This window comes from Pseudomonas sp. MONT-RG-20F-20-E-7-02, assembly GCF_022662395.1.
Lineage (GTDB): Bacteria > Pseudomonadota > Gammaproteobacteria > Pseudomonadales > Pseudomonadaceae > Aquipseudomonas.
The window spans coordinates 517,046-530,381 of record NZ_JAKNQN010000001.1; the positions used below are offsets into that span (position 1 = coordinate 517,046).

Sequence of the window (13,336 nt, forward strand, 5' to 3'; positions counted from 1 at the left end):
TCCGTTGGCTCAAGTTGGCAAGCATGGAGTGATAGGTGCAGTGATTGTGCCAGTATTGGGTTTTATAAAAAATCGTTATAAATCAGTAGTTTAAAAAAATTTAGAATTTTCAGTTTCGTGCAAATTGCATGAATGGCCATCGTGCATCCTGCATTTTGCGCTATCGGGCCCTGCCGTTTCAGGCGGCCCTTACCGATAAAGACTCTTGATACGGTGAACAATTCCATTTTTGTCGGGCATTGGGCCGGGATACAAAACATTTCAAATCCCACGTGTACAGCCGAAGAACCTCAGGCGTATTTTTCTGCAAGGTATTCGGTCTCCTGCCTACAGGCCCGACGCTGTTTCTGGGTCAGATGAAGAATAAGAAAAAGGACGTTCCTCCATGAGCCATCAGCAAGACGACATGATCACCTGGGGCAAGATGCTGCGTAAGGTGCCCGCGATTGTTCGCGCCCTGCCACGCGTAGTGCGCGGCATGCGCGCCGCGAATGTCACCGACCCCGAGCAGCCCTGCGGCCTGGGTTGGCACTTTGAGCAGGCCACCCTGCGTAACCCTGAGGGCGCTGCGTTGTTATACGGCGACAGCGTGCTCAGCTACCGCGACGCCAACGGGCGCGCCAACCGTATCGCCCATCACTTGCACGCGCAGGGCATCGGCAAAGGTGACGTCGTCGCCCTGTTTATCGAAAATCGCCCCGAATTGTTGTTGCACGTGCTGGCCGTGGCCAAGCTGGGTGGCATCTGCGCCATGCTCAACACCTCGCAAACCCAGGCGGCGCTGGTGCACAGCCTGAACCTGGTGAGCCCGGTGGCCATTGTGGTGGGCGCGGAACTGGTGGCTGCCTACACGGTGGTGCGCGATCAAGTGCAAATCCCGGCGGACAAGACCTGGTTTGTCGCCGATCAACACGCCGGCGCTGTGCCTGAGGGTTACATCGACCTGATGGCGGCGAGTGCCGAATGCCCGGTGGATAACCCCGCCAGCACTGGGCACATCTTCTTCAACGACCCGTGCTTCTACATCTACACCTCCGGCACCACCGGTTTGCCCAAGGCCGGGATCATGAAGCACGGGCGCTGGACCAAGACCGCCGTCAGCTTCGGCAGTATCGCCCTGGACATGGGCCCGCAAGACGTTCTTTATTGCACCTTGCCGCTGTACCACGCCACCGGCCTGTGCGTGTGCTGGGGCTCGGCGATTGTCGGGGCGTCGGGGTTTGCCATTCGGCGTAAGTTCAGCGCGAGCCAGTTCTGGGACGACGCGCGCAAGTTCAAGGCAACCACCTTGGGCTATGTCGGTGAGCTGTGCCGTTACCTGCTCGACCAGCCCGCCAGCGCCCAGGACCTGGACAACAGCGTGACCAAGATGGTCGGCAACGGCCTGCGCCCCGGCGTTTGGGCGCAGTTCAAGCAACGCTATGGGGTTGAACATATCTGTGAACTGTATGCCGCCAGCGACGGCAATATCGGCTTCACCAATGTGCTGAATTTCGACAACACCATCGGCTTCTGCCTGCAACACTGGGCCTTGGTGGACTACTCCCATGAGACCGGTGAGCCGATCCGTGGCGATGAGGGTTTCATGCGCAAAGTACCAACGGGCGGGCAGGGGTTGCTGCTGGCCCGGATCGACGAAAAGTCGCCGTTCGACGGCTACACCGACCCGGAAAAAAACCGCAAGGTGGTGCTGACCGACGTGTTCGAGAAGGGCGACCGTTACTTCAACACCGGCGACTTGTTGCGCAGCATCGGCTTCGGCCATGCGCAATTCGTCGACCGGTTGGGCGACACCTACCGCTGGAAGGGCGAAAACGTCTCGACCACCGAAGTGGAGAATGTGTTGCTGCAACACCCGCAGATCGCTGAGGTGGTGGCCTACGGTGTCGAGATCGAAAACACCAATGGCCGCGCCGGCATGGTTGCCATTACGCCAAGCGAATCCTTGGCCTCTTTGGATATGCGCGAACTGCTGCAATTCGCCCACGGCCAATTGCCGCACTATGCGGTGCCGCTGTTCCTGCGCATCAAGGTGAAGATGGAAACGACTGGCACCTTCAAGTATCAGAAAGTGCGGCTTAAGGAGGAGGCCTTTGATCCGGACAAGGCCGGCAATGATCCAGTGTATGCGTGGCTGCCGGGCTCGGATTGCTATGTGCCGGTTACGGGGCAACTGTTGACGCAGATTCAGGGTGGGCACTTTCGTTATTAAGAGCAGCGTTATTAAGAGCAGCGTAATTAAAAGCCGCGTTATTGATTCTGCCTATGGCCGCTTTTGGCAAAAAAACCATGACAGTGGGGAACTCCACCGCGACACTGGGCGCCTATAAAGCATTCAGACAAGGAGCCCCACATGTCAGACCAGCCCAAACAAATGACCGAAGACGAAGCCGCCGAATTTGCCGAGCAAGTCTTCGACGTGGCCCGCAAAGGCGATGCCGCCATGCTCGCCGCGCTGCTGACCAAAGGCTTGCCGCCCAACCTGCGCAACCACAATGGCGACACCTTGCTGATGCTTGCGGCCTACCATGGCCACGCCGACGCAGTAAAAGTGCTGCTGGAATTCAAGGCTGACCCGCAAATCGCCAACGACAAGAACCAGCTGCCAATGGCCGGTGCGGCGTTCAAGGGCAACCTGCCAGTGGTCAAGGCGCTGATCGAAGGCGGTGCGCCGGTTGACGCGGCCTCTTCGGATGGGCGTACGGCGTTGATGATGGCGGCGATGTTCAACCGCGTCGAAATGCTCGACTACCTGCTCAGCCAGGGTGCCAACCCCAAGGCCACCGACGCTCAGGGCGCAACTGCGCTGGCAGCGGCACAGACCATGGGGGCGGCGGATACGGCGGCGAAGTTGCAGAAACTGGTGTAGGCTACGCGCCCTCGAAAACCAGCTCGCCACAGGATCACCCCATGAAAACCGCCCTCGTCGAACTCATCAGTAAAATCAGCGCCGGCGTCATGGGCGAAGACGAAGTGGCGCGCATTGCCGAGGAAGCGGCCCAGGCCTACGCCGACCCGGCGGCGTTTCTGGCGGCCAACCCGGATATCAACTACGACGACACCTTCCCGATTCCTCTGGGCGAGTGGGTCGTCGTCGGTAGCCTGCCGGACACCGTGCTGTTCCAGGCCGACACCTATGGCGACCTGTTTGCGCAGATCGTCGCGTCGTTCGGCCCGGGCGTGGCGTTCAACCTCAAGCCCAAGCAGCTGGCCAAGACCGAAGACCTCACTGCGCTGAACCGCATCCAGATCCAGATGAGCGCGCTCAGCCCGGAAGACGGCGGCTACGTGCTGCTGAACTTCAGCCAGTTGCTGGACGACGAGATCCAGGCGGTGCTGGTTTACGGCAATGACTTACCGCGCGTTCTGGAACTGTGTGCTGAAGTCGGCATCAAGGCCGAGCCATCCCTGGAAGCGCTGCGAATCGCCGTACATGTCTGAAATAAAACGGAACCCCCGTCAGGCCTGACTATCCTACAAGTGCATGCCCTCACTTAGGAGCGACACCATGGGTTCCACTTTTAATAGCTTGATTGGCCTGATCATTCTGGCACTGGATATCTGGGCGATCATCAACGTGTTCAAAAGCGGCGCAAGCACCGGCGCCAAGGTGCTGTGGATTCTGTTGATCCTGCTGTTGCCGGTACTGGGCCTGATCATCTGGGCGATTGCCGGGCCACGCGGTAACGTGCGGGTCTGACGCCACCAGCGTTCACTCATATCCTGAGTGGGCACAGTAAATGTGGGAGCGAGCTTGTGTGGGAGCTGGCTTATGTGGGAGCTGGCTTGCCTGCGATTGCATCACCGCGATGTAGCTGATAAACCGCGGTGCCTGCATCGCGGGCAAGCCCGGCTCCCACACAAGCCAGGCCTCTCACACAAGCTCTGCTCCCAAACAAGCCCCGCTCCCACATTGGTTTCAGGCACATCCATAAGATTTGTGTCGAAACTATTCGCTGCACAGAATTTTCACATCTTTTCCAAGACAATCCGCCGGTTTACGCCTGCGCCAAGGCACTTGTTCAAGTGTCATTAAAGGCAGGTCGACGGCGCACGTTCAGTAATTAATGGCGTTGATGCCATTGATCGGGCACCATTTGCGCCACCGCGTTAACCGCCTACCCCAGCCAGCCTGGGCGAGGGACGGACGCCACTGCATTTTTTCGCAACTTAAACTTCCAATGGGTCCTGAAACGACATGGCAAACCCGGACGCCCTGAGTCAGCAGCGAGCTTCTAATCGCCTGCTGCAACCGACCGTCAAATCCCATCTGGCGTACACGCTGCTTTGCGCACTGGTCATGATGGTGATGTTCTCCCTGCTGCGCCTGGCGCTGCTGGTCTACAACCGCGAGATGATCCTCGACACGCCGGCCTCGACCTTCCTCGAAGCGTTCGTCAACGGCACGCGCTTTGACATCCGCTTCGTGATGTACGCGCTGGTCCCGCTGCTACTGGCCCTGTTCAGCGTTCGGGCCATGGCGGCGCGCGGGTTCTTCCGGTTTTGGCTGACCGTAGCCTCCAGCATTGCCCTGTTCCTGGGCTTGATGGAGATGGACTTCTACCGCGAATTCCACCAGCGCCTCAACGGCCTGGTCTTCCAGTATGTAAAGGAAGACCCGAAAACCGTGATGAGCATGCTCTGGTACGGTTTCCCGGTGGTGCGTTACCTGCTGGCCTGGGCCGTAGGCACGCTGATCCTGAGCATCGCCTTCAAGGGCGCGGACCGTGCGACGCGCCCACGTGGCCCGTTCAGCGGCGGCAGCATCGGCACGCGCCAGGTTGCACCGTGGTACACGCGCATCGCCGTCTTTGTTGTGTGCCTGCTGATTGCCGTGGTCGCCATCCGTGGCACCCTGCGCCAGGGCCCGCCACTGCGTTGGGGTGACGTCTACACCACCGAATCGAACTTCGCCAACCAGTTGGGCTTGAACGGCACCTTGTCGCTGATCGCCGCCGCCAAGTCGCGCTTCTCCGAGGAGCGTTCGAACATCTGGAAAGCCACCCTGGACCAACCGCTGGCCACCCAGACCGTGCGCGACATGCTGGTGTTGCCGCAAGAAAAGCTGGTGGATACCGACACCGCCGCCGTGCGCCGTGACTACACGCCACCGGCCGAGAAGACCCTGCCGATCAAGAACGTCGTCGTGATCCTGATGGAAAGCTTCGCCGGTCACTCAGTGGGCGCCCTGGGCCGCCCGGGCAACATCACGCCGTACTTCGACAAACTGTCCAAGGAAGGCTTGCTGTTCGACCGCTTCTTCTCCAACGGCACCCACACCCACCAGGGCATGTTCGCCACCATGGCGTGCTTCCCGAACCTGCCAGGCTTCGAATACCTGATGCAAACCCCGGAAGGCAGCCACAAACTGTCGGGCTTGCCGCAGTTGCTCAGCGCGCGCAAGTTTGACGACGTGTATGTCTACAACGGCGACTTCGCCTGGGACAACCAGTCAGGCTTCTTCAGCAACCAGGGCATGACCAACTTCATCGGGCGTAATGACTTCGTCAACCCGGTGTTCTCCGACCCGACGTGGGGCGTGTCCGACCAGGACATGTTCAACCGTGGCCTGGAAGAGTTGAAGGCCCGCGAAGGCGGCAAGCCGTTCTACGCACTGCTGCAAACCCTGTCCAACCACACGCCGTATGCGTTGCCGACGCCATTGCCGGTCGAGAAAGTCACCGACCGTGGCAGCCTCAACGAGCATTTGACGGCCATGCGTTACTCCGACTGGGCCCTGGGCCAGTTCTTTGAAAAGGCCCGCAAAGAGCCGTACTTCAAGGAAACCCTGTTCGTGATCGTGGGTGACCACGGCTTCGGCAACGAACAGCAGATCACCGAAATGGACTTGGGCCGCTTCAACGTGCCGATGCTGATGATTGCACCGGGCATGCAGGAGAAGTTCGGCGAGCGTGACCACACCGTGGGCACTCAGATCGACATCGTGCCGACCATCATGGGCCGCCTCGGTGGCGACACCCTGCACCAGTGCTGGGGCCGTGACCTGCTGAACCTGCCGGAAGGCGACAAGGGTTTTGGCGTGATCAAACCATCGGGCAGCGATCAGACGGTTGCCCTGGTCACCGCAGACCGCATCCTGGTTCTGCCCAAGGAAATGCCACCGAAGCTGTGGGAATACGAACTGGGCGCTAACCCGACCGGCAAAGTGATTCCCGAGTCACCGGACGAAGCGGCGCTTAAGCAGAAGCTTGAGTCGTTCCTGCAGACCGCCACCAAGAGCCTGTTGGATAACACCGCCGGTGTGATTGACGGCAAGCCGGACTAAGTAACCGAGCATAAAAAAAGAGGCCTCATTGAGGCCTCTTTTTTTGTGCGGGTTTTATATCCGACCGAGCAACAACAGCACCACCAATACCACCAGGACAACGCCCAGGATACCCGACGGGCCATAACCCCAATTACGCGAGTGCGGGAATACTGGCAAACCGCCTACCAGCAGCAGGATCAGGATAATGATCAGAATGAGGCTCATGGTTTTTTTCCTTATAGGCCTTCTGCAAAGACCGGTTATTAAACAATAGGCCGTCATTTAAATACGGACGCCTTATTAACTCCGACTCTACCGTCGGGCAGAAAATTCCCTGGTTTTTTAAAGCATTTTGCAAACTTGCTTATTTCTTTTAATGCGATCGCAAATACAGTGATTTAGTTGAAAAAGATTGAACTTACGCTATAAGTCGCTCTCCCACCCGGCCTCGGGTTTGCCCGAGTCATTCATCAATTGGATGGTGCGTGGGTGCAGGAAAAACCTTCGCTACACTGCCGATCACTTCTTCCGTGAACCACAAGGCAACTTTCCTATGCAAAATCGCATGATGATCACCGGCGCCGGGTCCGGCCTGGGTCGCGAAATCGCGCTGCGCTGGGCCCGCGAGGGTTGGCAGCTGGCCTTGTCGGACGTCAGTGAGCCGGGGTTGCAGGAAACCCTCAAGTTGGTGCGCGAGGCGGGGGGGGATGGGTTTATCCAGCGCTGCGACGTGCGTGATTACAGCCAGCTCACCGCGTTTGCCCAGGCGTGCGAGGTCAAGCTGGGGGGCGTTGATGTGATCGTCAACAATGCCGGCGTTGCCTCGGGCGGGTTCTTCGCCGAGTTGTCATTGGAGGACTGGGATTGGCAAATTGCAATTAACCTGATGGGCGTGGTCAAGGGCTGCAAGGCGTTCCTGCCGCTGTTGGAGAAGAGCAAGGGCCGGATTATCAATATTGCCTCGATGGCGGCGTTGATGCAGGGGCCGGCCATGAGCAACTACAACGTGGCCAAGGCGGGCGTGGTGGCGTTGTCGGAAAGTTTGCTGGTAGAGCTTAAACAGCAAGAAGTCGGCGTGCATGTAGTGTGCCCGTCGTTTTTCCAGACCAACTTGCTGGATTCGTTTCGTGGGCCGACACCGGCGATGAAGGCGCAAGTGGGTAAGTTGCTGGAGAGTTCACCGATTTCGGCGGCTGACATTGCTGACTATATCTACCAGCGAGTGGCTGAAGGCGAGTTTATGATTTTGCCCCATGAGCAGGGGCGGATGGCGTGGGCGTTGAAGCAAAAGAACCCGCAGTTGCTGTATGACGAGATGACCGTGATGGCGGACAAGATGCGCGCCAAGGCGCAGGCCGTTAAGGGCTGATGATCATTCCCACGCTGATCGTTCCCACGCTCCGCGTGGGAATGCCGCCCCGGACGCTCTGCGTCCCGATGCAGGTGACGCGGAGCGTCACTGGATGCATTCCCACGCAGAGCGTGGGGACGATCAGGCATTCGTCATCCCTCCAGTCAATTACATGTCTGTCAGGCAAATTACCCGCTTGCGTAGGCCCGGCCTGATTTAGCGACGAGCCATTGTCGCCCCCCATTCAAACGCGCATGTTCAAGGTCCTGTCACTCCAAAAGGACAACCGCCATGCTGGTCTTAAGCCGCGCCGTAGGCGAAATCATCTCCATCGGCGATGACATCGCCTTGCACATCCTTGAGCTGAACGGATCCCAAGTGAAGTTCGGCATCCAGGCCCCGGCAGGGGTCAATGTGCACCGCGCCGAGGTGTATCAGAAAATCCTCGAGCGCCAAGCCATGCAACCCCAAACCAACCCGTAGAACAGCCTCAGTCGAACAGATGCTTGGGCACGTCGTGCTTGAGCATCAACTGGCATTGTTCGCTTTCAGGGTCGAACACAATCAGCGCCTGGCCCTTGGTCAGTGCCTGGCGCACGCGCAGTACGCGGGTTTCCAGGGGCGTGTCATCGCCATTGTCGGTGCCGTCGCGGGTGACGAAGTCTTCGATGAGGCGGGTCAAGGTGTCGACTTCAAGTGCGTCGTAGGGAATCAGCATACAAGCCTCAGAGGTAGAATCCCGGCGATGCTACTGCGCCGGGATCGTCGTGACCAGTATCAGGTGTTGCCAGGGTCAGGACTTCTGACCGACCAGGCTGTCCACCGACGGCACGCGGGTGTCGCTCTCCATCTGCGTTTCGTGCTCGATCTGATGGCTGAACCTGTCCAGCGAACCCTGGGCCGGTTGTGCATCGCTGGCAAACACCGGTGGGCTGAGGATGTACGCGCCCAGCAGGCGACTCAACGCCGCCAGGCTGTCGATGTGCGTGCGCTCGTAGCCATGGGTCGCATCGCAACCAAACGCCAGCAGCGCCGTGCGGATATCGTGGCCGGCGGTCACCGCCGAATGTGCATCGCTGAAGTAATACCGGAACAGGTCGCGACGCACCGGCAGGTCGTTTTCCGAAGCCAGGCGCAGCAAGTGGCGGGACAGGTGATAGTCATACGGCCCGCCGGAATCCTGCATCGCCACGCTTACCGCGTGCTCGCTGGAGTGCTGGCCGGGCGCGACCGGGGCGATGTCGATGCCGACAAACTCACTCACATCCCAAGGCAGGGCGGCGGCGGCGCCACTGCCGGTTTCCTCGGTGATGGTGAACAGTGGGTGGCAGTCGATCAGCAAGGGTTCGCCGCTGTCGACGATGGCTTTAAGCGCAGCGAGCAGCGCGGCGACACCGGCTTTATCGTCCAGGTGGCGCGCGCTGATATGCCCGCTTTCGGTGAACTCGGGCAGTGGGTCAAAGGCCACGTAGTCGCCCACACTGATGCCCAGCGAATCGCAGTCGGCACGGGTGGCGCAGTAAGCGTCGAGGCGCAATTCCACGTGGTCCCAGCTCACCGGCATTTCATCCACGGCGGTGTTGAACGCGTGCCCGGAGGCCATTAACGGCAGCACGCTGCCACGGATCACGCCGTTGTCGGTAAACAGGCTGACGCGGCTGCCTTCGGCAAAACGGCTGGACCAACAGCCGACGGGGGCGAGCGTCAGGCGGCCGTTGTCCTTGATCGCACGCACGGCGGCGCCGATGGTGTCCAGGTGCGCGGACACCGCACGGTCCGGGCTGTTTTTCTGGCCCTTGAGGGTGGCGCGAATCGTCCCGCGCCGGGTCATTTCAAAGGGAATGCCCAGCTCTTCGAGGCGCTCGGCGACGTAGCGCACGATGGTGTCGGTAAACCCGGTAGGGCTGGGAATGGCGAGCATTTCCAGCAGGACTTTTTGCAGGTAGTTGAGGTCCGGTTCGGGGATGGTTCGAGTCATGGAAACTCCTGATGGGGTGAGGGCGATCGTTCCCACGCTCAGCGTGGGAATGCCTCAAGGAACGCTCTGCGTCCGCTCTTGTGACGCTGAGCGTCACGGGCTGCATTCCCACGCTGAGCGTGGGAACGATCAGTGGTCAGGCAGTCGGCTGGCTATGCGGAAACAACAAATCCACAAACTTCTCCGCCGTCGGTTGCGGCTCATGGTTGGCCAGGCCGGCCCGTTCGTTGGCTTCGATAAACACATACTCGGGTTGATCGGCGGCCGGCACCATCAGGTCCAGGCCGACCATGGGAATGTCCAGCGCGCGGGCGGCACGCACGGCGGCGTCCACCAGTGTCGGGTGCAGGATTGCAGTGACGTCTTCCAGGCAGCCGCCCGTGTGCAGGTTGGCGGTGCGGCGCACGGCCAGGGTTTCGCCGCGCGGCAGGATGCTGCTGTAGTCGTAACCGGCCGCGTGCAGGGTGCGTTGGGTTTCGGCGTCCAGCGGGATCTTGCTTTCGCCGTCGGTGGCCGCTTGGCGGCGACGGCTTTGGGCTTCGATTAACGCGCCGATGGAGTGCTGGCCGTCACCAGTCACCTCGGCGGGGCGCCGGATCGCGGCGGCGACCACTTCAAAACCGATCACCAGAATGCGCAGGTCGAGGCCTTCGTGGAAGCTTTCCAGCAACACACGGCTGTCGAACTGGCGCGCCGCCTCAATGGCCTTTTGCACGTCTTCGATGGTCTGCAAATCCACCGCAACGCCCTGGCCTTGCTCGCCGTCCAGCGGCTTGACCACGATGCGCTGGTGTTCGTCGAGAAACTCCAGGTTGTCATCCGCGCTGCCCGCCAACTGTTGTTGCGGCAGTTTCAGGCCGGCAGCTTTGAGCACCTTGTGGGTCAGGCTTTTGTCCTGGCACAGGGTCATGCTGATGGCACTGGTCAGATCGCTGAGGGATTCACGGCAGCGCACGCGGCGCCCGCCATGGCTGAGGGTAAACAGGCCAGCGTCGGCGTCATCCACCTGCACATCGATGCCGCGCCGGTGAGCTTCTTCGACAATGATCCGCGCGTAGGGGTTGAACCCCGCCTGCGGCCCAGGGCCGAGAAACAGCGGTTGGTTGATGCCGTTCTTGCGCTTGATCGCAAAGGTGGTGAGCGCACGAAAGCCCAATTTGGCGTAAAGGCTCTTGGCCTGGCGGTTATCGTGCAACACCGACAGGTCGAGGTAGCTCAGGCCACGGCTCATAAAGTGCTCGACCAAGTGGCGCACCAGCACTTCACCCACGCCGGGGCGCGTGCACTGCGGGTCAACGGCCAGGCACCAGAGGCTGCAACCGTTTTCCGGGTCCTGAAAGGCTTTTTGATGGTTAAGGCCCATCACACTGCCGATCACCGCGCCGCTGTCTTCATCTTCGGCCAGCCAATACACCGGCCCGCCTTGATGGCGCGGCGTCAGGCGTTCGGGGTCGACCGGCAGCATGCCTCGCCCTTGATAGAGCACGTTGACCGCCGCCCAATCAGCTTCGGTTTGCACGCGACGGATACGAAAACCGCGAAACACGCGCGTGGCGGGGCGGTAGTCGCTGAACCACAGGCGCAGCGTGTCGGAGGGATCGAGGAACAACTGCTGCGGGTCAATCCCGAGGATCTGCTGCGGCGCCGCCACGTAGAGCGCGATGTCGCGCTCGCCGGGCTGCTCATTCAACAGTTCCTGGGCCAGGCTCGCGGGGTCCGGGAAGGTATGCCCGATCAACAACCGGCCCCAGCCGCAATGCACGGCAATCGGTTCGGCGCCGAGTGGGCTGCCATCTTCCGCCAGGCGGGCTTGCAGGCGCTCGTAGGTCGGCGCCTGGCCCTTCAGCAAGCGTTGGCTGTAAGCCGCTGCAAGAGGTTTCATCACTCAGATTCCTTGTTCGCTGAGCCACAGGTTCAGCGCCGCCAGTTGCCACAGCTTGGAGCCGCGCAGCGGGGTCAGTTGGCCCTGCGGGTCGGTCAACAGGCGGTCGAGCATGGCGGGGTTGAACAGGCCGCGATCCTGGCTCGGGTCGAGCAGCAGCTCACGCACCCAGTTCAAGGTGTCGCCCTGCAAATGCTTGAGGCCCGGCACCGGGAAGTAGCCTTTCTTGCGGTCGATGACTTCGCTCGGGATGACCCGGCGCGCCGCTTCTTTCAACACTTGCTTGCCGCCGTCCGGCAGTTTGAATTTGCCTGGCACCCGCGCCGACAGTTCGACGAGGCGGTAATCCAGGAACGGCGTGCGTGCCTCCAGGCCCCAGGCCATGGTCATGTTGTCGACGCGTTTGACCGGGTCGTCCACCAGCATCACCGTGCTGTCCAGGCGCAGGGCTTTGTCCACCGCCGCATCGGCGCCTGGCATGGCGAAATGTTCGCGCACAAAGTCACCGGCAGCGTCGTTGGCGGTCAGCCATTTCGGTGCGACGGTGGCCGCGTAGTCGTCGTAGCTGCGGTCGAAAAACGCATCGCGGTAGGCGGCATACGGGTCACTGGCGCCGTCGACTTGCGGGTACCAGTGGTAACCGGCGAACAGCTCGTCGGCGCCCTGGCCGCTTTGTACCACCTTGCAATGCTTGGCCACTTCCCGCGACAGCAGGTAGAAGGCGATGCAGTCATGGCTGACCATCGGCTCGCTCATGGCGCGGAACGCCGCAGGCAGTTGCTCGATGATTTCGCTTTCAGCGATGCGCAGTTGATGGTGACGGGTGCCGTAGTGCTTGGCGATCAGGTCCGAGTACTGGAACTCGTCGCCGCGCTCGCCACCGGCGTCTTCAAAACCGATGGAGAAGGTGGACAAGTCCTGCACGCCGACTTCACGCAGCAGGCCGACGAGCATGCTCGAATCGACGCCACCGGAAAGCAGCACGCCGACATCCACGGCGGCACGTTGGCGGATCGCCACGGCTTCGCGGGTGCTGTCGAGCACGCGGTCGGTCCAGTCTTCGAGGGTCAGGTTTTTTTCATCGTCATGGGGGCCGTAGGGCAGGGTCCACCAGGTTTTCTGTTCGGTGTCGCCGTTGGCGTCGATACGCATCCAGCTCGCCGGTGGCAGTTTTTCAATGCCCGCCAGCAAGGTGCGCGGCGCCGGCACCACGGCGTGGAAGTTCAGGTAGTGGTTCAGCGCCACCGGATCGAGGATCGGGTTGATATCACCGCCCTTGAGCAGCGCCGGCAAGGCCGAGGCAAAGCGCAGGCGCTGGCCGGTGCGCGACAGGTACAAAGGCTTCACGCCCAGACGGTCACGGGCGATGAACAGGCGCTGGGCGTCACGTTCCCAGATGGCAAACGCAAACATGCCGTTGAGTTTTGGCAGCAGCGCTTCACCCCAGGCGTGATAGCCCTTGAGCAGCACTTCGGTGTCGCCACCGGAATAGAAGGCGTAGCCCAGGGCTTCCAGCTCTTCGCGCAATTCCGGGAAGTTGTAGATCGCACCGTTGAAGGCCAGGGACAGCCCGAGCTGGGCGTCGATCATCGGCTGGGCCGAGCCGTCCGACAGGTCCATGATTTTCAGGCGACGGTGGCCCAGGGCAATCGGCCCTTGGGCGTGGAAGCCCCAGGCGTCTGGGCCACGCGGGGCCAAGTGGTGAGTGATGCGCTCAATCGCAGCCAGGTCGGCAGGTTGGGCATCGAAACGTAATTCTCCAGCTAATCCGCACATAAATTCCTTACCGGTTTTTCCGTTGGGGAGGGTCAATACTCAATACGCCCAAAGGGCGCGTACCCAGAAACTGACCCAGTG

General features: G+C 60.7%; 12 protein-coding genes. 7 read left to right on the plus strand and 5 right to left on the minus strand.

The window, feature by feature from the left end; all coding sequences use genetic code 11:
• The first annotated feature begins 385 nt into the window (after positions 1-385).
• The 5 genes from L8I05_RS02345 (at position 386) to L8I05_RS02365 (ending at position 6,286) form a co-directional block, all read left to right on the plus strand.
• Positions 386-2,212, plus strand: a complete 1,827-nt coding sequence (locus L8I05_RS02345; RefSeq protein WP_242167058.1) for a long-chain-acyl-CoA synthetase — start codon at positions 386-388, stop codon at positions 2,210-2,212.
• Positions 2,213-2,353: 141 nt separating this feature from the next.
• Complete coding sequence (locus tag L8I05_RS02350) at positions 2,354-2,869, plus strand: ankyrin repeat domain-containing protein (protein WP_242167059.1); 516 nt, start codon at positions 2,354-2,356, stop codon at positions 2,867-2,869.
• Between the two features lie 41 nt (positions 2,870-2,910).
• Entirely contained in the window at positions 2,911-3,441 is a 531-nt protein-coding gene (locus L8I05_RS02355) for a hypothetical protein (RefSeq protein ID WP_159958475.1), read from the plus strand.
• A gap of 67 nt (positions 3,442-3,508) precedes the next feature.
• Positions 3,509-3,700: a PLDc N-terminal domain-containing protein gene (locus tag L8I05_RS02360; protein WP_242167060.1), complete on the plus strand. Its 192-nt coding sequence runs from the start codon at positions 3,509-3,511 to the stop codon at positions 3,698-3,700.
• 498 nt (positions 3,701-4,198) lie between these two features.
• Positions 4,199-6,286, plus strand: a complete 2,088-nt coding sequence (locus L8I05_RS02365; protein WP_242167061.1) for an LTA synthase family protein — start codon at positions 4,199-4,201, stop codon at positions 6,284-6,286.
• Between the two features lie 54 nt (positions 6,287-6,340).
• Here L8I05_RS02365 and L8I05_RS02370 read toward each other — a convergent pair whose 3' ends face one another.
• On the minus strand, positions 6,341-6,493 hold the full coding sequence (locus tag L8I05_RS02370; RefSeq protein WP_003236711.1) for a DUF3309 family protein: 153 nt from the start codon (positions 6,491-6,493) through the stop codon (positions 6,341-6,343).
• A gap of 328 nt (positions 6,494-6,821) precedes the next feature.
• On the opposite strand from L8I05_RS02370, the gene L8I05_RS02375 reads away from it, so the two are divergent.
• On the plus strand, positions 6,822-7,637 hold the full coding sequence (locus L8I05_RS02375; RefSeq protein WP_159958469.1) for an SDR family oxidoreductase: 816 nt from the start codon (positions 6,822-6,824) through the stop codon (positions 7,635-7,637).
• A gap of 273 nt (positions 7,638-7,910) precedes the next feature.
• The gene (gene csrA, locus L8I05_RS02380) at positions 7,911-8,102 is read left to right on the plus strand and encodes a carbon storage regulator CsrA (RefSeq protein ID WP_242167062.1); all 192 of its coding nucleotides are present in this window, start codon (positions 7,911-7,913) and stop codon (positions 8,100-8,102) included.
• A gap of 7 nt (positions 8,103-8,109) precedes the next feature.
• Here csrA and L8I05_RS02385 read toward each other — a convergent pair whose 3' ends face one another.
• The 4 genes from L8I05_RS02385 to L8I05_RS02400 all read right to left on the minus strand — a co-directional run bounded on the left by L8I05_RS02385 (position 8,110) and on the right by L8I05_RS02400 (position 13,255).
• A complete protein-coding gene (locus L8I05_RS02385) occupies positions 8,110-8,337 on the minus strand; it encodes a YheU family protein (protein WP_003192759.1) in 228 nt (75 codons plus the stop codon).
• Positions 8,338-8,412: 75 nt separating this feature from the next.
• The gene (locus tag L8I05_RS02390) at positions 8,413-9,597 is read right to left on the minus strand and encodes an osmoprotectant NAGGN system M42 family peptidase (protein ID WP_197627311.1); all 1,185 of its coding nucleotides are present in this window, start codon (positions 9,595-9,597) and stop codon (positions 8,413-8,415) included.
• A gap of 136 nt (positions 9,598-9,733) precedes the next feature.
• On the minus strand, positions 9,734-11,479 hold the full coding sequence (ngg, locus tag L8I05_RS02395; protein WP_159958463.1) for an N-acetylglutaminylglutamine synthetase: 1,746 nt from the start codon (positions 11,477-11,479) through the stop codon (positions 9,734-9,736).
• Positions 11,480-11,482: 3 nt separating this feature from the next.
• Complete coding sequence (locus L8I05_RS02400; RefSeq protein ID WP_242167063.1) at positions 11,483-13,255, minus strand: N-acetylglutaminylglutamine amidotransferase; 1,773 nt, start codon at positions 13,253-13,255, stop codon at positions 11,483-11,485.
• Positions 13,256-13,336 lie beyond the last annotated feature (81 nt).